Annotated in this window: 13 protein-coding genes; 6 read left to right on the top strand and 7 right to left on the bottom strand. The window is 39.2% G+C overall.

The genetic code is table 11. From position 1 onward, the window contains the following. Positions 1 to 21: 21 nt before the first annotated feature. Positions 22 to 4395 (bottom strand): translocation/assembly module TamB domain-containing protein, encoded by a 4374-nt coding sequence (locus tag C8P64_RS07755; protein WP_245889676.1) that lies wholly within the window; start codon positions 4393 to 4395, stop codon positions 22 to 24. Positions 4396 to 4519: 124 nt separating this feature from the next. On the opposite strand from C8P64_RS07755, the gene tsaD reads away from it, so the two are divergent. From tsaD to C8P64_RS07725, 6 genes are read left to right on the top strand one after another with little or no spacing between them, the layout of a single operon-like run. Continuing rightward, positions 4520 to 5542 carry a tRNA (adenosine(37)-N6)-threonylcarbamoyltransferase complex transferase subunit TsaD gene (gene tsaD / locus C8P64_RS07750; protein ID WP_108171507.1) on the top strand — a complete coding sequence of 341 codons (1023 nt, stop codon included), beginning with the start codon at positions 4520 to 4522 and terminating at the stop codon, positions 5540 to 5542. A gap of 1 nt (position 5543) precedes the next feature. Beyond that, entirely contained in the window at positions 5544 to 6257 is a 714-nt protein-coding gene (locus tag C8P64_RS07745) for a 16S rRNA (uracil(1498)-N(3))-methyltransferase (RefSeq protein ID WP_108171506.1), read from the top strand. Beyond that, positions 6258 to 6908, top strand: coding sequence for a DUF4159 domain-containing protein (locus C8P64_RS07740; protein ID WP_108171505.1), 651 nt, complete (start codon positions 6258 to 6260; stop codon positions 6906 to 6908). Then, positions 6905 to 7429 carry a TrmH family RNA methyltransferase gene (locus C8P64_RS07735; RefSeq protein ID WP_108171504.1) on the top strand — a complete coding sequence of 175 codons (525 nt, stop codon included), beginning with the start codon at positions 6905 to 6907 and terminating at the stop codon, positions 7427 to 7429. The genes C8P64_RS07740 and C8P64_RS07735 overlap by 4 nt, the downstream gene beginning before the upstream one ends. Positions 7430 to 7441: 12 nt before the next feature. Further along, positions 7442 to 8530 carry an AI-2E family transporter gene (locus tag C8P64_RS07730; RefSeq protein ID WP_108171503.1) on the top strand — a complete coding sequence of 363 codons (1089 nt, stop codon included), beginning with the start codon at positions 7442 to 7444 and terminating at the stop codon, positions 8528 to 8530. Positions 8531 to 8536: 6 nt separating this feature from the next. Further along, complete coding sequence (locus tag C8P64_RS07725) at positions 8537 to 9718, top strand: class I SAM-dependent methyltransferase (RefSeq protein ID WP_108171502.1); 1182 nt, start codon at positions 8537 to 8539, stop codon at positions 9716 to 9718. A 5-nt stretch (positions 9719 to 9723) separates the two neighbouring features. Here C8P64_RS07725 and C8P64_RS07720 read toward each other — a convergent pair whose 3' ends face one another. The 6 genes from C8P64_RS07720 to C8P64_RS07695 all read right to left on the bottom strand — a co-directional run bounded on the left by C8P64_RS07720 (position 9724) and on the right by C8P64_RS07695 (position 19001). Continuing rightward, positions 9724 to 10737 (bottom strand): hypothetical protein, encoded by a 1014-nt coding sequence (locus C8P64_RS07720; RefSeq protein WP_108171501.1) that lies wholly within the window; start codon positions 10735 to 10737, stop codon positions 9724 to 9726. A gap of 90 nt (positions 10738 to 10827) precedes the next feature. Beyond that, complete coding sequence (locus C8P64_RS07715) at positions 10828 to 11790, bottom strand: hypothetical protein (protein WP_108171500.1); 963 nt, start codon at positions 11788 to 11790, stop codon at positions 10828 to 10830. 78 nt (positions 11791 to 11868) lie between these two features. After that, positions 11869 to 13143: a flexirubin biosynthesis putative acyl-CoA ligase FlxY gene (flxY, locus tag C8P64_RS07710; protein ID WP_108171499.1), complete on the bottom strand. Its 1275-nt coding sequence runs from the start codon at positions 13141 to 13143 to the stop codon at positions 11869 to 11871. A gap of 1 nt (position 13144) precedes the next feature. Further along, on the bottom strand, positions 13145 to 14806 hold the full coding sequence (locus C8P64_RS07705; protein WP_108171498.1) for a C45 family peptidase: 1662 nt from the start codon (positions 14804 to 14806) through the stop codon (positions 13145 to 13147). Next, entirely contained in the window at positions 14806 to 17763 is a 2958-nt protein-coding gene (locus C8P64_RS07700) for an MMPL family transporter (RefSeq protein WP_245889675.1), read from the bottom strand. Before C8P64_RS07700 ends, C8P64_RS07705 begins: the two co-directional genes overlap by 1 nt. A gap of 32 nt (positions 17764 to 17795) precedes the next feature. Beyond that, a complete protein-coding gene (locus tag C8P64_RS07695) occupies positions 17796 to 19001 on the bottom strand; it encodes a DUF2062 domain-containing protein (RefSeq protein ID WP_108171496.1) in 1206 nt (401 codons plus the stop codon). Positions 19002 to 19018 lie beyond the last annotated feature (17 nt).

Here is a 19018-nt window from a genome sequence, read left to right as displayed (position 1 = left end):
TTAAATAAATATTAAAATTTATCAGTTTTCTTCTTCAGAAAAATTAATATATCCGGGAGCAAAAGACTTTGCAGCCTCCAGTTTTGTATCGTCGTCCTCTTCTGGTTCTTCGATCTGAGTATTGGCGATTTTCCTGATCAACTCTTTAAAAGTATCGAAATCTACATTATAAGAAAGTCCAACTCCCTGGGTAAAACCTATCTCTTCCCCAATGAACTGAATGTTATTTTCACGGTTAAAGACCTTAGCTCGAAGGGTTCCTTCTTCATTTAAAAGAAACTGGATCTCCAGGTCACCAATGATAACAGATTCGGTCACTCCACCAATAGGTACTCCAACCTGACCATTGATAATAACCCGGTCTGAGATCTGGGTAGATAAGGTAAGCCCGAATCTATCCACGGTCTGCTGATCTGGCGTTCTATCACCCTGAACATAATTTACTCCAACCTGGAACTTACCATCATCATCTGCGAAAATATCATTTACAATACTGGAAGCCCTTTCGGCAAGGGTACCATAAATAGCCGCGCCTCTGAGTCCAAATTCGCTGTAGAAAGTTCCCTGGGTTACCAGGAATAAAGCTTGTAATTCTGTTGTTGCTCTGTCATCTATTCTGTATTGCAGCTCAGATTTCACGGTTGAGCTGGCACTTGGAAAATCTATTTCAAAACCAATTTCAGGTTGCTCTATATCTCCCTGCAGATTGATAACCACTTCTACCGGGATCTTTCGGTTAACTGATGGATTTTCCAGTAATACCGCCGGGTTCGCATTAAGCGAATAAACTGCGCTTACATCCAGCTGGGCATCTGTAGGATCTCCATCCCAGTTGATACTACCACCAGATTCCACCGTAAATATTTTTTGTACCAGGCCAGCGTATTTAAAGTTATAGACTCCTTCGTAAACGATGAAGTCACCCCACATATTAAATTTTCCGTTGGTGTTAATTTCCAATAACAGGTTTCCAGAACCGCGACCTCTCAGCGTGCTACCACTGGTCTTATCGACTACCACTTCTACTTCGGCATCGTTGGTAATGTCCAGGTCAAAGATCAGCTCTATACCTTTTACTTCCGGGATCTCTATATCCTCACCAGCAAGTCTCGCTGCTTTTTCCTCCGGACTTAAAAACCTGATGAATGAATTATCTCCAACAGATTCGGTGTCACTTAAAGGAATCTTGAAAACGGTTCCTCTTTCAGTAGCTGCAGTAACATCTATTACCAGCTCATCTGTAGGACCTTTGATGGTTGCTTCCCCATCTATAAAAGCAGTACCGTAATAAAGTGCATCTTCTTCGGCCTTGGTATCCAGAACTAGCATCCTGTTGGAATTAAGAGAAAGGTCCAGGAACCATTGTGAAAAGTTCTTATGCGAAATAATACCGTCCAGAATACCACGGGTATTATATTTTGTATCGACGATCTCTATATTATCAAAAACGAATTGCTGCTTGGTTAGGTTCACCCTCGCCGCATCCTGTAGATCTATATCTACGTTTAAGTAAGGAATTCTTAGTCCGGCTTTATTCAGCCTGAGACTTCCCGAAAAATCGGGGTTCTTATAATTCCCCGTCACAAATGCCCTACCCGTGGCCAGACCCCGGATATCTGTTAGTACATCTGCTCCCAGAGGTGTAAAGATGGATAGATTAAGTTTATTCAGGTTTACTTCAAGATCGATAAGAGGCTCTTCGCCCGCGACATTAATATCTCCAATTGCCGAAAGCGATTCCATACCCTGTTTTTTCAGAAGGGCATATACAGAATAATTCGTGAGATCTTCATTACCTCTTACATCAAGGCTTAGATCTCCCATAAAAGTATCATTAACCTTCAGGGAATCTATTTTCAGGTCTGTCGTTGGGAAATATGCCCCGCTTTCCTGAAGCAGATCCAGATCTCCATTTACGGTACCCGCAAGGTCTAGGCTATCAATTTCTGGAGTGATCTTGCCTATATCCACGTTCACAAATTTCATCTTGAAATTCTTATAGGTGGAATCGCGCAACTGCCCGCTTAGCCTTATCTCCTCATTCTTATGGCTCATCACCAGAGAATCTATTTGCAGATCCCTGAAGCTGTTATCAAAAACTATCTTGTTATTTCGATTGCTGTTTTCATTCAGATACCAGACATTATCCTTGAATTTAAAATCTGACCTCTGTATACCCACTACAGATTTACCGTTTTCATTGATGGTATGGAAAAGGTTCAGGTTAAAAACATCATTGTTGGATTTCCCTCCCTTGAATTCCGAACGAATAAACAAGGTATCTCTCTGGGTAACATTAATAAAACTGAATTCTGAGAAATTATAAAGATCTGTAGCAACACTATCTGCTTCAAAGAACGTATTATAAATAGGGTTTGTGTTATCTACCTGCAGGTTAATATCCTCGATCATATTATCGAAAACATCGATCCTGGGGGATTTAAAAGTGAGCCGGAATTCAGATTCATCAGACTCAACCCTTCCTCGAATAAAAGTATTTGGCGCCAATTCTATCTCAGGAAAGAAAACTTCCACGATCTGATTATATATATCAAAATCGAATTCCATATACTGATTCGTGGTGATCGTCTTCGGCTTATAGTTGGTATAGATACTACCTATAGAATTCTCTACCAGCGATCCTACCTCGCTCATCTTGAAAATACCGGTCACTTCACCATTTATAACGTCTGGAGAGTTTATCGTAATCGTACGTACTTCCCCTTCGAAGCTGGAAGTAATATTAAGATCATCGAAATAGTAAAGGTCGTTTTGGTTTTTATAAGAGGTATTCAACAATAAGATATCTCCGAAAGCATTATCGATATTGGTCCCTTTCATATTCATGATCACATCTCCCTTAAAGACCGAAACGCTGTCACGGCTCACGAAATTAAGCGTGTTTAGATCAGCATAATCCACAGAAGCTTCAAAATCGTAAATGTTTATATCCTCGGAAACATCTATCAAACCGTTAAATTCCATCTGAAGGTTAGGATCGTCTGAAACAAAATAACCATTGAATAAAGGATTACGCAGGTTCCCGATCAACCGAATATCCTTATAGGTGTAATTATTATAAGTGATCTTGGAAATTCCTCCTTTAAGCTTGGTATTAAGGTCTTCAGGATTAAAACCACCACCATCAAAATCCAGGTTGAAACTTGTCTTACCTAACTGTTCGTTCTTAATAAGCCGGCCCAGGTTGATATCCTTAAATATCAATTTCCCTTTATAGGTAGCCGTGGATGATTCATTGAAATCGTTCAGAACAAAATCTGCATCGGCAGAGCCCAGCTGGCTACTTAAGTAAACATCGGCGTCCAGGGAAGAATTGGTAACGAAAGTGTGCCCCTTTAAATTCACATTCCCGAATTCTCTAAGGTTTTCAGGTAATTTCCCTAATAACGGGCCGGGCAGAAAATTCACGATATCGTAGTAATTGGTATTGAAATCTGAAAAACTACCATCCATACTAAATTCTTCGGGATCTTTAGAAAATGAGCCTTTTACCTGGAAATTTCCATAGATCTCTGTCCTGTCCAATCCCTGTAATTGAAAATTTTCAAGCTTAAAATCATTGAGGGTACCAGTTAGTTTCGTCTGGAAGTTAAGAACCTGATCTTGTCCAAACCCATCATAGAAAGCCTTGAGATCATTACTGGACAAAACGCTTTCCCTGAATTCTGCTTCCACCTGCACCAGATTCTCAAAATCTGCGAAATCTGAAAGCTCATAATTAAAATACAGGTCGGCATTTACGATAGAACCCGGTGTTTGCAATTGCATTTCTTCCAATTGCATTTTGGTAGGATCGTAGTGGAATTGGGTGGAAAGATTATTTATTTTGATCCCACGGTGCTCATACCCGCGAAGCATAGCAATATCTATATCGATATTTTCATCATCTATCTGCAGCTCGTTCGCAAAGATGTTCAAACTGTCAACGATCAAAACATCCTGTGCATCAAGATTTTCATCGATATAACTGTATTTACTATTCAAGATCTGAACATTTTTTGCATTTAGCTCAAAATGCGGTGGATCACCGGTAGGTTCCTTACGCAATTTTTCGATAAGGATACCCAGGTTATCGCGATCCTCATTTTTATACCGACGCATACGAAGGTTCAGACCCTCTACCCGGCTGTCCCCAAGATTAGGTGAATTGTTGATAAGATTGGTTAAACTTAAGATAGAAGAGCGTATCTCTCTTGCCGTTAATAAGGTATCTTCATGATGATCCTCAACATATATCTCATTGAGTTTTATATTCCCAAAGTATCCTAAAGAGACACGACCAATAGAAAGGTTTACATCATTCTTCTCCTTAAGAGAATCAGTAAGTCTTTTAGCAACAGATGTTTGTACTGCAGGAATAGAAAATACTATCAATAAAATAATGAATAACAAAACGAGGGCAACCAGCGTTTTAGTTAGTATTTTCCAGAATTTTTTGATACGTTTTTATGTTTTAACTTTGCGTCTAATTTACAACTTCTATGTTCAATAATTTCTGATGCTAGACCAAAAAATCAACATTCTCGCCATTGAATCTTCCTGCGATGATACAGCCGCGGCTGTACTCAGCAACGGAAAAATCCTTTCTAATATTGTTGCTACCCAGGAAGTGCATCAGCAATATGGAGGAGTAGTTCCAGAACTCGCTTCACGGGCTCACCAGCAAAACATTGTTCCTGTGATCCACCAGGCGCTGGCGAAGGCAAATATCGATAAAAAAGATGTTTCTGCAATCGCCTTTACCCGAGGACCGGGATTAATGGGATCGTTACTTGTAGGGACTTCATTTGCAAAATCTTTAGCGATGGGACTTAATATTCCCCTAATCGAGGTAAACCATATGCAAGCGCATATCCTGGCTCATTTCATTGAAGAACCAGATTTCGATAAACCCGAGTTTCCCTTTCTGGCGATGACCATTAGTGGTGGTCACACCCAGATCGTAAAGGTGACCGACTATTTTGAAATGGAAGTTATTGGAGAGACCATAGACGATGCGGTTGGAGAAGCTTTCGATAAAAGCGCTAAAATTCTTGGGCTGCCTTATCCCGGCGGACCTTTAGTAGATAAATATGCGCGTGAAGGAAACCCCAAAGCTTTCAAATTTCCGAAACCAAAAGTAGACGGATTGAATTTCAGTTTTAGTGGATTCAAGACCTCAGTTCTGTATTTTGTGCAACGAGAAACTAAAAATGACCCCGATTTCATTGAAAAGAACCTGAAAGATATTTGTGCTTCCATTCAATATACCATCATAGGAATACTTATGGATAAGCTGAAAAAAGCCGTGAAGGAAACCGGCATCAACCAGGTAGCCATCGGCGGCGGAGTTTCAGCAAACAGCGGAATTAGACAGGCTTTAAAAGATTCTGAAAAGAAATGGGGCTGGAAATGTTATATCCCTAAATTTGAATATACCACAGACAACGCTGCCATGATAGGTATTGCCGGGTATCATAAATTCCTGAAAGAGGATTTCGCCAATTTTTCTATTACCGCGCAATCCAGATATAAATTTTAATATGCAGCTATTCTTCAATCCTGAAATCACCGAAAAAGACACACAGGTCACCTTTTCAAGAGATGAAAGCAAGCATATTGTCAAGGTTTTAAGGAAGTCTGAGGGCGATATTTTGAATATTACCAATGGGAAAGGATTGATCTTTAAAGCTGAAATCATAATAGCCGACGTTAAACAATGCACGATAAAGATCATTTCAGCGGAAAAAGAACCGCCCCCGCCCTATTATCTCCATATGATCGTTGCTCCTACCAAGATGAACGATAGATATGAATGGTTTTTGGAAAAGGCCATGGAGATCGGGGTTCACGAAATTACTCCAATCATCTGTGATCATAGCGAAAGAAAAGTGGTGAAACTTGAGCGATATGAAAGAGTGCTTCTTAGCGCCATGAAGCAATCTCTTCACTCTCGTTTTCCAAAACTGAATGAACCAGTTACTTTCAAAGATTTCATGGAAAAGAAACTTCATGGGTCTAAATTGATCGCCCATTGTGAGGATGTGATGGAAAAACCATACCTTCAAAAGAAAGTTCACCCCTGGCAGGCTGTGAATATTTTGATCGGGCCTGAGGGAGATTTCAGCAAGGAAGAAATTGATCTCGCGCTAAAGTATGGCTGGGAACAAATAAGCCTAGGAGACAGCAGGCTTAGAACAGAAACGGCTGCCATAGTCGCTTGCCATACGGTTGCGATGAAAAATCAGGAATTATAAATGAAAAAGCTGCGGCTATTAATCTATATTATTCTCATCGGGTTTTCTGGCATTGTCAATGCGCAGGAAATAGCGGTTTTAAAATATAACGGTGGCGGTGACTGGTACTCTAATCCTACTGCTCTGCCCAATCTTATTAAATTTTGCAATTCAAATATCAATACCCGCATAGATGAAAAACCTGAAACGGTAGAACCGGGAAGCACCGATATTTTCCAGTTTCCGTTGGTGCATATGACCGGGCATGGCAATGTTGTTTTCAACGACGCAGAGGTGGAGAACCTCAGGAATTATCTTCTTAGTGGCGGGTTTTTACATATCGATGACAATTATGGAATGAACAAATACATCCGTACCGAGATCAAAAAATTATTTCCGGAAAAAGAGCTAACCGAAGTTCCAGCGAATCATGAAATATTTTCTGCAGCATTCGATTTTCCAAATGGTTTACCTAAAATACACGAACACGATGCGCTCCCACCACAGGCATTTGGGATCTTTGAAGAAGACAGGTTAGTTTTACTATTTACTTTTGAAAGTGATCTTGGCGATGGCTGGGAAAGTCCTGAAGTTCATAATGATCCGGAAGAAGTTCGCCTTAAAGCCTTAAAAATGGGTGCTAACATTGTAAAATACGCCTTCGAGAATTGATCGATCAACTTACGCATAACGAAACCTCGTTTCAAAAAAAGGAATTTCCAATTATCCTGTTACTGGACAATGTAATGGGTGAAGCAAACCTTGGCAGTCTGTTTAGACTGGCAGATGCCTTTGGTATCGAAAAGATGATTTTCTGCCGAACAGCTCCAAACCTAAAAAGTAACAGGCTTAAGCGTACGGCCAGAAACACCTATAATTCGGTAGCACATGAATTCCAGGAAGACCCCGTTGCGGTTCTAAAGGATCTTCAGCAAAACGGGTATAGATCTATCGCCATAGAGATAACCTCTACCAGCAAGCCAATTCACATGATCAATGTTCAGGACGAGGAAAAACTGGTCTTAGTCGCTGGAAATGAAAGACATGGAATTTCAGAAGATATTTTAGCCTTATGTAAAGACTTTCACCATATAGAAATGTTTGGTGAAAACAGCAGCATGAATGTAGCACAGTCTGTTGGAATAGCGTTATACGAAATTACTAAAGCATTGAACAAGTTTGCTAAGAAATAATATATTTACGCTGTGAAAGCACATGAATTTGCAAACGGAATATTAAGAGCAACAGGTATCATGATTGGTATCGTTCTTCTGCTCTACTTTTTATGGGAAGTCCAGTCAGTGATCGTTTACGTTGCCGTTGCGGCAGTAATTGCCCTTATTGGAAGACCAATTGTTATTTTCCTTAGAAACAAACTCCGGCTACCAAATCAACTTGCCGTTATCACCGTTTTGATCCTCGTGCTTTCTGTTTTTGTAGGCATCATTTTCGTTTTTGTTCCCATCGTTATCGAGCAAAGCAAATACCTTGGTCAAATTGATATTGAAGCTTTTAAGAGCGACCTGAACGACCTTAATACCCAGATCAATAATTACCTTGGTGTTGAAGAGATAAACATCATTGAAGGGCTTAAAAGAAGTGAATTCGTTAAAAATTTTGATATAAGTCTTATCCCTCAGTTTCTGAACAATGTCTTCGGAATTCTTGGAGCGACCCTGATTGCAGTTTTTTCTATCCTGTTCATATCCTTCTTCTTTTTGAAGGATAGCAAACTAATGCTTAACAGTATTCTAGTATTCGCCAATCGCGGTGAAGAACAAAAATTCCAGAGGGTATTTAACAAGATCAAGGTCTTGCTATCCAGGTATTTTGTTGGATTGACCTTGCAGATCTCTGTACTCTTTATTTTGTATACAATACTTCTTACGGTCTTTGAGATCAATAACCCTATCGCTATTGCATTTATATGTGCATTTTTAAACCTGGTGCCTTACCTGGGGCCGCTTCTAGCTGGGATTCTTATGGGACTTTTTGTTATCTCCAGTTTCCTTGGTGCAGACTTCACCTCGGTGATCCTACCCAGGCTTATTTATGTGATGTTGGGCTACGGGATCTGTCAGTTAATAGACAATTTTATCTCTCAACCAATGATCTTTGGTGCCAGTGTAAAATCGCATCCGCTTGAGATCTTCCTCATTATTTTGATCGCGGGCTTGATGTTCGGTATAGCTGGGATGGTTGTAGCAGTACCGTTTTACACCGCCTTAAAGGTGGTCGCTAAAGAATCATTAAGCGAATACAAGATCGTTAAGAGGTTAACCAGAGACCTGTAATTTCTCATGCTCAACAAGGCGATCCTTTCTCCTGAAGTTTCAAAATTCATTGAAAAGAATCTTAAGAAAGATTTGCCTTCCCTTATATTAAAAGGTAGTCCGTTTCAAAACGTCAGCATACAGGAAATTGCAACACAGATAAAAGGATTAAAGATTGCCGAAAAGAAATTTCCTGAATTTTATAAGAATCCTGATATCATTTATCCGCCTAAATTAAATCTGGAACAAACGTCTTCTGAAGTAACTGCGATATATAAGGCTTCGCTAATTAAAGGTGAAAGCGGAATAGATATAACCGGCGGATTAGGTATAGATTCTTATTTCATTTCAAAAAATTTCGACGAATTCCACTACTGTGAACTGAATGAAGAACTCGCTGAAGTAGCTCAGCATAATTTCCAAGTCCTCAAGGCTGATAATATTGTAGTGCATCCTGGAGATGGTTTAAAGGTTCTTAATGAGTTTAAAAAGAATTTTGACTGGGTATATACAGATCCCGCCAGAAGAGATGATCATGGCGGTAAAGTTTACAAGTTTGAAGATTGTGAGCCGAACATTCCAAAGCATCTGAAAATGATCTTTCAGAACTCAGGTAACTTACTAGTCAAGAGTTCCCCTATTCTGGATATTACTGCAGGAATCCAGGAATTGAGATTTGTTAAGGAAGTTCATATTATAGCAGTTCGCAATGAAGTCAAGGAATTATTATGGATCCTGAATAAAGAGCTTTCCGGAACTCCCGTAATTAAAACTATGAATTTCGAAATAGAAAGGATTCAGGAGTTATCCGGGAGGTTTGAAAAAAGTAAAACAGAAGTAAAATATAGTTCCCCTAAAGCATATTTATATGAGCCTAATGCCGCTATAATGAAGAGCGGATTATTTGATCTGGTATCAGAAAAAACCGGTACTCAAAAACTCCATCAGCATTCTCATTTATACACTTCAGAAGAGCTAAAAGATTTCCCAGGACGCTCGTTTAAAATAATTGATATAAAAGAATTTAAACTTTCTGAATTAAAGCGATACTTTAAGTCTAAAAAAGCTAATATCACCACCAGAAATTTCCCGGAAACCGTAGAAAATATCCGAAAGAAATTCAAAATTAAAGAAGGTGGGAATGATTATATTTTCTTTACTACCAATATGAGAAATGAGAAAATAGTGATCTTCTGTAATAAGGTTTAGAATATTTAAAATTCATTTACCTGATCAATTTCAAACTGTCGCATCGCCTCCTCTTCTTTTAACTTGTAAGAGATCTGTCTCATTTTTCCAGTCTGTTGATCATTCTCATAAATGGGAAATCGTCTTACCAGAGAAGTTTCTACCAAAGCAAATTCATCATGTCCCTGATATCCTTCAGCAAGTTCTGATCTATTCTCTATAGACGGAAAAGAAATTAAACTCATGGATTTCTTGTTATTCGTGGTAAAGCCATAGACATGTCCTTTTTGGTTGTCACCAGAAGCCTGGGCAAAAACAACAACATCTGGAGAACCGTCAGAATTAAGATCTTCAACTTCAGCATCCTCTACTTCCCCCTCAATTTCTATGGTGAACGTTTGGTCTGGTTGCTCCAGGCCAAAGGCATATACCGTTAATGTATTTTTACCATTATCCTTGATAGAAGAAATATTAAAACCTATATCCTGAAGCGACAAAACTTTACTAAACAGTGTTTTATCTATTTGAGTGCTATCCAGCTCCCCGTTTATCTTACTGTAAGTCCCGGCAACATTGGCCCCACCAGAACAGTAAAATGCAAGTATGCCTTCAAATTCTGGTTTTTCAGGTGAAATGGTAAGGTTAGAATCCTCGAACTTATATATTATAGTTTTTCCGTCGAGAATAGAGCTATAGGTATTATCATCAACTCTATCGGCTGTGGCATCAAAAGTACAGGTAGGCCTCTTTTTATCTGCTCTTGATCTTACTTTTATTTTTATCCTATCATTCCCGGCATCACTAACAGCAACAGAAACCCAGTCGTAACCTTCATTTCGTTTTTCATAACTATCATCAACATAACTACCAAAAATTAACTTTTCTGCTTTAGAAAGCTTTGCTTGAGTTTCCTTCCTCTTTTCCTGCACAGATTCCGTAATTTCCAATTGGTCTTCAGAAGTTGTTTCATCAGTTTTGTTTTTACAGCTAACAACTAAAAGTGTTCCAAGGATGAATACGGTTATAACCTTTACTTTCATGATATACTATATAAAAAGTTATAAAAAAGACATAACTAAGAGTTCAAGTTCTCTCTTTAAATTAATTGAGTTCAGGAAAATTCATACAATCTATCTTTGAGTTTGTCTAATAATAATGCTGGAAACCTTATCGTTGAAACTACTCGAAAGACAATTTGTATCTCTGTAAATAGTAGTGCTTTCTCCACGGAAATTATCATCTTTAAAAAGCACTGCTTCCCATCCATATGGAAGTCTAATAGAGGATAATCTATCATTACCTATTTGACTAAGTCTATTCATTGCATATGCTCCTTGACCGAAGGACTGACTAGCTCCTCCATAGTCACAATCTCTGTACAGGACAGCCTGATTATTATTTCTGTAATTATTATAGCCTTTTTTATTGTTTGAATAATTACTATTGTTATAACTACGGCCTCGATTATTTATCCTTTCAATAGTTATACTCGAAATATTATCGTTTAATCCGTATTCGGTAAGGCAACGAACATCTGAAGTAAATGTTCTACTACGGCCACGCTGCCTATCATCTGTATATACCGTAATCTGCATGCCACGAGGTACCCTTATTGAAGAAATTTGATCATTCCTGAATGCATCTTTGGAATTCCAGCTACCAGTAGCAGTATAGCTACTTACTTCTCCTCTAAAATCACAATCTGTGTATAAGGAGACTGCATTGCTATTCCTGTTGGAGTTATTGTTATTATACTTTTTCGAGGAACCACTATATATACGCTCTACACGAAGACTGGAAATTTTATCGTTCCAGGAACCAGATAAACAGGTCTGACTCCCTTCAAATTCTTCACTACCCCCTCTAAAACCATCGTCCTGATATACGATCACTCTCATTCCTCTAGGAATGTCTATAGAGGAGATCTGGTCGTTACCAACTCCGAGGTCCCTGAAACCATATTGTCCAATATAAAGACGGCTGCTACTACCTTTGAAATCACAATCCTTATAAACCGTGATATAATCCTGTCCCACAGAAGTAGTAATACCTGTGAAATAAAATAGGAGAATTAAAAATGCTACTTTTTTCATAATCAACTGTTTTAAAGCTTTTTACTACTTAAAAATAAACATTTATTCTGTATTCTTAACCTGCCTGTTTTGGAATTCCTATCTAAAATCTCTGAAAATCTGAGGCTTCCTGCTTGTCTTGGGGAATTTCATTTTGATTAGTTCTGCTACTGGCAAAACTCTTATTTCGGGAGCCACATTCAAGCGTGATCTGAAATAATCTTTCAATTCCTCCAGCTTATCAAAAGAATTAGGAGCTATCACTATAACTTTATCATTATTAAGATCATCAAGGTAAGCCTCAATAAGGAAGTTCTCTATTTTTCCATAGGCGTTCAATACCTCTATAATATGCTGGGGATATAAACTGGTTCCTTTTAATTTGATCTTTTGCTGCTTTCGGCCCAATACAGGTCCCAGCCTCATAGAATTCCTGCCGCAACTGCAGGCATCCTCACAGTATGTTAGCATATCACCCGTAGCAAACCTTAATAGAGGCATGGTTTGAGTTCCTAGCGGAGTCACTACTAATTCTCCCACTTCTCCCGGTTCAACCTGCTGTCCATCTTCATTTAGAATTTCAGTATAGATAAGATCTGAAGCTACATGATTACCAAGATGCGCCGGGCATTCAGTAAAAGCGGTTGACATTTCGGTAGACGCATAGGTGGAGAAAAGTTCGATATTCCACAATTCAGTGATCTTCTTTCCGAGAGCATTCAAATTGAACTCCTGATCTCTCAAAGGTTCGCCGATACAAATCGCAGCTTTTATAGAAGAATTCTGATAATCGATATCATTCTCCTCGGCGTATTGAATCATTTTCAATAAAAAAGAAGGTACAGCAACCAGGTAGTCTGGCTTAAATCTTTCTATACTTTCCCATTGTAATTGAGGTAATCCACTCCCCGTCCTAATAATTCCAGCGCCTAGTTTTCTTAAACCAAGAAAGTAAGCCAGGCCAGCCATAAACCTTCTATCTAGGGTGGTAGTGATCTGAACCTTGTCTTCCTTTTTAATTCCGACCTGTGCAAAAGATCGATACTCATTTTCGGCGAGGCGATCCAGATCGACATTATTAAGCGCGAAATTCACCGGACTACCCAATGTTCCCGATGTGGTAACATAATCTATGATATCGGCTTCTGGAACCGCGATAAATTCTGAATTATTTCGCTGTAGATCTTCTTTAGTGGTGACAGGTAATTTTTGCAGGTCCTCAAAAATCTGAAGTTCTTGAGGATCTATGGAATTCTCACTGAATAGTTTCTTATAAAACGGGGAATTCTTCGAAATATATTCTACTTGCTGTTTGAGCAATTTCAATTGCCCGGCTTTAATTTGTTCTATTTTTTCAAAAGACAGATCGCTCATGTTATAATTTTCGATAGCTTTTTTTGATCATTTTTTCGACCATTTCGGCATCGGGAAGAGTAGTGATTTCTCTTTTTTCAGCCTGTTTAAAGTGAATTACTGCCTGCTTATAATTTTCTTTCTGATAAAAGATCTGCCCTGCCAGATACCAGGCTTCCCAGAATTGCGGATTCAATCTCACCAGTTTTTCTGCATCATCGATGGATACTGGTTTGTTTTCTGCTAGATCCTGTTTTACCTGAACTTCCATTTTTCGGAATTCTTCGTAATCATAAAAGGCTATGGAGTTGATAAAATCACTTTCAGGAATATTGTTTTCCACATCAGCAACTGAGCCTTCCACCAATCCGTTTCCAAATTTTGCGAAAACTTCATCAAGGTCGTAAGCTACAAATTCTCCCATCTGGTAAGGATTGGAAGAAACCCAAACCTTTCGCTCTTCCGGTTTAAAAACAATGCCATGATGGGCCAGTAATTGATTAATGGCTTTTTCATTGCCATAACCAATTTCTTTATCCTCGAGTCCATTCATATTTCTTAGAACTGCCACGGCTTTTTCAGGATCGATCTTTTCGGTTTCAGCAACAAGTTCCTGCATGCGGTCATACCTGTATTTGGAATGGCTTTCTTCGATGGTTTTTAAATTTCGGTTATCATCCAGATATGGTTCACTTTGGAAGTGGTTGCTGCAGATCAATTCGTTTGAATTCTGAACTTCATAAACCCCAAAATTCCTGGGAGAAACCTCTATTAAGATGGCTTTGCGCTCATCCCCACTACCCACCATAATAGACTCAGACACGAAAACTTCTCTCTTTCTGGCGATCTCGATAGCTTCTGAAGTACTGGAGGCGTATTGCAGTATCTCACGAGCCAAGAGACTTATGGGAGTTTTAGCCTGCATGGGTATTTTTGATTTGCCTGCGTTGATAGTTACCGAAATTCCTTTTTCATTCATTCCGCTAACAGCGCCAATAAATCCTCCCCAGGTATACATCATGAATTTATGTCCGGAATCAGGATTTATGAATGCGGCAATTTTCTGATCTCCAAATTCATCTCCCGCATAGAAGTCAAAATTACGGCCTAATATTAGCTGCCCGTCTTCGGTTTTAGAATCCCAGGCGGCAAAAGAAGTACAGCCCACCAGCATCAAATCCTGCAAGGCATGACCAATATCGTGTGCACCATGAAAATAAAGCATTCTAACGTATCCCGGCGCAAAATCATCATAACGCTCCAATCCGTAGCGCGAAACTCCGTAGATCTCCTGTTTAAACTCTTCTGGAACATGCAAATACATTTTCCTGTTGAACCAGGAAACCACGTTCTTTAAAAATCCGCGGTAACTTTTTGAGGGCACCATTTCCTGAAGTTTATCCATAAAGGCGATTTCCTGGTGATGAATAAGCTCCCGGCTCAAATTACCGTTGGCTACTCCCCTTTCCAGCGCATCTCCTTCCAAGTAGAGTTCCCAGATCCCCTGCTTATTTTGCCGAAGCTGATTCTTACCAAGACTGTAAAAAGAATCGCTGTGTTTTATCCTGGTGGTGTCAATTTCTTCAATGCCGGAAACATCCGGTCTTTGCTGCATGGACTTTTTAACCCCGCAGGAGGAAAGCATTGAAAAAACAAGTAATATCAGTAAAACCTTTACTTTCATTATTCTGCTTTTCTTAAGACTAGGATATTATTCTGGCGATAAATGATCTCAAAATTAAGGTCCAGCAGCCACCTGTTTGGAAAGTCTGAATCTATGAAAATAACCTTCTGGGCATTTTTCTTTATAATTTCTTTTAACTCCTGTTCATTTTCAAAATTCCCATAGATAACATAGACCACTGTTCCAGGAAGTTCTTCGATCTCCTGGTAGAATGAAATATCTGCAGAATTCGATCTGGCAGTGCTTCGCGAAATATTCAGAGATTCTCTATCGATTTCCAGCGCGTGGATACTGGATGCTTCAAATTTATAAGAAAGGAATAAGGGTATAATTCCGTAACCGGAATTGATCACGGCCACACTCTCCCCATTTTCAATATAATTGCTAATCCTCAGGTTCTTTTCCCTGATAACCCTGAACCTCTTTCGCGCCAGGGGATAAACAGACTTATACCTGAAATTATCCAGCACGGCTCTCTTTTTGTAAAGTTTCTCACTTTCGGTCCCGGTGATCCTTCCTTTAAAATCTCCTAGTTGTCTCAGGTAAAATGGTGATCTTCCGCTCTCGACCCTGTTCAGGATTAATTTTCTGAAGATAGCTCTCTGGAGCACAAAACTAACGCTAACCGCAGTGATCACGCCAATTATAGATACAACAGAGACCGATCTTAATGCTGGATGCTGCGCAAAAATGAGCGCACCCATTCCCAGTAAAGTTGTAATTACTGAAATGAGAATAGATGTCTGGTAGGTCTTTAATTCGTTTTTCCCGGTCTCATACTCCTCAAGACAGGCATTGGTAATAAAAATGCTGTAATCCAGGCCTAATCCAAAAATGAAAGTGGAAATGATAATATTCAAAATATTGAATTCGATCCCCAGCAATGCCATGATGCCCAGGGCGCAGATCCAGGTGACCGCAATGGGTAGCAAAGTAAAAAGGCTTATTTCGAGGTTGCGGTAGGAGATCAATAATACAAGGAATACGGCCAGAACTGAAACCAAGATAAGTTTATTGAAATCATCTTTCAGATTCCCCAGGAAGTTCTGGTTCATCGCTTTGCGATCAAGAGCAAAAACTCCTTGTTTGTCCTGAAAATAAGACACAAATTCATCGGCATTTTCTTCTGGCAGACTTACCGTACTGGTAACCGTAGCAAGCTCATCACCTTCTGAAATGAAATCGTTTAAATATAGAGAACCGGCATTCTTATAATCGTTCAAGCCAATGGTCTCAAAATCCTTATCCAGCTGATCGTAGAATTTACTGAATGTTTGAGGCTTGAATCCATAGCTGGAAGAGGTATTTAAAAGATCCCTTTTCAGGCTATCCTTTTTAGAGGGCGTCCAGAAAGAATTCCACTTTTCGATCCTAGCATCCTGGGTCGTGGTAGAAGAAATAACTCCGCCTATACTGCTGAAATTCTGGATAAATCCCTCGTTTTCAAATTCTCGAAGCTGCTGATATAACTTGTTGTTTTGCTGAAGGGCTTCATCAACGGTATTTCCATAAGTGACCATATAAACGCTCTTGCCCGATCTACCGGCCAAACCTTCAACTTTTTCTTCCAGAGCTTTAATTTGCTCAGGTTGGTAGTTCAGTTTTGAAAGATCACTATTGAATTTTACTTTATTGAAAAAGAAAAGTGAGATCACAAAAATGGCGATCACGCCAAGCACCAATGGCTTTACTTTTGAATAATCTATCGCTGCTATACTGTCCAGGAATGTTGTCTTTTCAGTTTTATCTGAACCGGGATCATATAAAAGTGGAATTATGATCAAAGCAAAAACTGAAGACAGCAATACACTTATCGCGGCAAAGATTCCCAGGTCATTCAGGGCCTCACTTTGAACAAAAATAAGACAGAGAAAAGCGATGGCCGTGGTGATACCGCTCATAAGAATCGGTTTCGTAATATCTCTATAAAGCTGCCCTATATCCCGGTTAATCCTGAAGTGAGTTAAAATATGCAAGGCATAATCGAGCGTTACCCCAAGTAAAATGGCGCCAATCCCCAGTGAGATAGCCGAAACGCTTCCTTTAAAAATGCTCAGGACGGCAATAGCAGTTAGACCCGCAAGTAAACTTGGAAGAAACAATAGTAGCGGCACATAGATCTTCCTGTAAAAAAATACAAGCAATATCAATAGCACACTAATAGCAATTCCCATGGTCAACTTTATATCCTTTTTAATGCGGTTTGCATTCGCCAGAGAATAAAGTACTCCTCCAAAATAATTTGCATCTACTGAAGCATAATTCTTATTCAGATTTTGAACTGTCTGTTCGAGAGCGTTGATGAACTTCTCATTTCTGTTGGTTTCTGAAGCTGGGAAAGTAGGATCAAGAAAAAGAATAATATGCTGCCGGTCGTTGGTGACCAGGTAGTTCTTGTAAATGCTGAAATTATCACCAACCTGTAATTCCTGTAATTTTTCCAGGCCCAGATTTGTGAAATTCAAGGGATCACTCAAAAAATAATCTTTGGTTACAAAACCGGTGGGTGACATAAGTTGCCTGTAGCCAGAAGAAAGGCGATCCTTGATACTATCCTGGTATAACCTGGTCTCGATCTCCTCATAATCCTGATCGTTCAGGAAAATGGGCAGGTTGTCATAAACGAAATTATAGATCTGTTTAAGGTCCTTTTCAGGAACTTTTCCTTTGATCTCCAAGATATAATCTGAATAATCTTTTTCAAGAATATTGGTAAACTCATTGGCATAAAGCACCAGGGAATCTGGCGAAACTTCTTTAGATTCAGCTGAAATACTCACGATGAGCTTATCTGAAAAATCAGTTTCCTTCAGGATCTTTTTCAGCATCTCTTGCTTATCACCTCCAGGAATCAATTTGGTAATATCCTCTTCCAGGTTGATATTCCAGGCAAAAAAAGAAATGATGAGAGTGTACAAAAACAGTATTGAAAAACCAATCGCCTTATGGTTCTTCAAGTAGTTGTGAATATTGTGGAAAGCTTTATGCATTAAGGTTTCACCACCTGCTTTTGGTTAAAAACCGAAAATAAAAAATAAAATACAATCCAAAGGCTAATTGCCATGACAATTGCCAGGGCGAAACTCCCCATTATATACTGCCATAAACCCATGAAAACATCGGTGCCGGTGTCGAATTTGTGTAGTTTCAGATCCCAGTCAAACCCGTTACCGGTAATAAATGAGCCAGCCTGGTAACTTGCATAGACTATAAACGGAATTAAAGGCGGTATACTTATATTCGAAAATAAGAAGGCTATAACCTTATTTAATTTAAAGACTGCAGCCAGAGTAAAAACCAGCAAAGTGTGAATACCCCAGAATGGTGAAATACCTACGAATATGCCTAAAGCGATCGCAGCAGCTTTTTTGTGCGGTGGCTCCTGACTTTTGATAATATCCTCTTTCCAGAATCTTTTGAAGCCTTTATTCTTAAAATCCTGGTATTTATTTCTTGGATGTATGTAGAAGAAACTTACAAGCACGAACCACATATAAAGCAAAACAATCCTTACAATATCCCAGAATGGCCTGAAGTGCGTTACCCTTTCACCCTCCTGATATAGAACCTTGATAGGAATATTTTTTACCTCTGCTTTTTTCCAGGCCGCCTTAACCAGTACTTCTATTTCTAATTCAAATTTCCAGGTAATAAGCTTCAGGGAGTTGATCAGTTTTACCGGGTACAGCCTGTATCCACTTTGGGTGTCATGAAGTTCTATTCCGGTAACAACCAGGAACCAGAAATTGGAAAACCTGTTACCTTTACTGCTTTTCCCGGGAATTCCATCCCGCCCCATATTGCGATCACCAACCAGTAATAGCTCAGGATCACTTGCTGATCTGGATTCCAGTTCCGTTAAAAATACATCGAGATCATCAGGGTAATGCTGACCATCAGAATCTATGGTGATAGCATAATCGTAACCAAGTTTTTCAGCAAAATTAAAGCCCGTCTTAAGAGCCATACCCTTGCCCTTATTCTCTGGATGCTCTTTATGATGGAATTCGGCATGCTTTTGCAGGATGCTAGCGGTACCGTCTGTAGAACCATCATTGATTACAATGATCCTATTCGTGTAAAGCTTTAGGTCTGCTAAAAATTGATCGAGTGAATGGGCGTTATTATAGGTAGGAACTATAACACAGCAATTTAGATCTTCAAATCTTCTTTGAAAAACCGGCTCTTTTTTCACTCTGAAATCATTTACTG

The sequence above is a fragment of the Christiangramia gaetbulicola genome, assembly GCF_003054225.1.
GTDB lineage: Bacteria > Bacteroidota > Bacteroidia > Flavobacteriales > Flavobacteriaceae > Christiangramia > Christiangramia gaetbulicola.
Note: the sequence above shows the minus strand (reverse complement) of the source record. Positions and strands in the feature narration are given on the sequence as shown.

Bases quoted from the DNA above. Each gene is read 5' to 3' on its own strand.
- tsaD (WP_108171507.1), top strand. From the start codon at position 4,520: ATGCTAGACCAAAAAATCAACATTCTCGCCATTGAATCTTCCTGCGAT.
- C8P64_RS07745 (WP_108171506.1), top strand. From the start codon at position 5,544: ATGCAGCTATTCTTCAATCCTGAAATCACCGAAAAAGACACACAGGTC.
- C8P64_RS07740 (WP_108171505.1), top strand. From the start codon at position 6,258: ATGAAAAAGCTGCGGCTATTAATCTATATTATTCTCATCGGGTTTTCT.
- C8P64_RS07725 (WP_108171502.1), top strand. From the start codon at position 8,537: ATGCTCAACAAGGCGATCCTTTCTCCTGAAGTTTCAAAATTCATTGAA.
- C8P64_RS07720 (WP_108171501.1), bottom strand. From the start codon at position 10,737: ATGAAAGTAAAGGTTATAACCGTATTCATCCTTGGAACACTTTTAGTT.
- C8P64_RS07715 (WP_108171500.1), bottom strand. From the start codon at position 11,790: ATGAAAAAAGTAGCATTTTTAATTCTCCTATTTTATTTCACAGGTATT.
- flxY (WP_108171499.1), bottom strand. From the start codon at position 13,143: ATGAGCGATCTGTCTTTTGAAAAAATAGAACAAATTAAAGCCGGGCAA.
- C8P64_RS07705 (WP_108171498.1), bottom strand. From the start codon at position 14,806: ATGAAAGTAAAGGTTTTACTGATATTACTTGTTTTTTCAATGCTTTCC.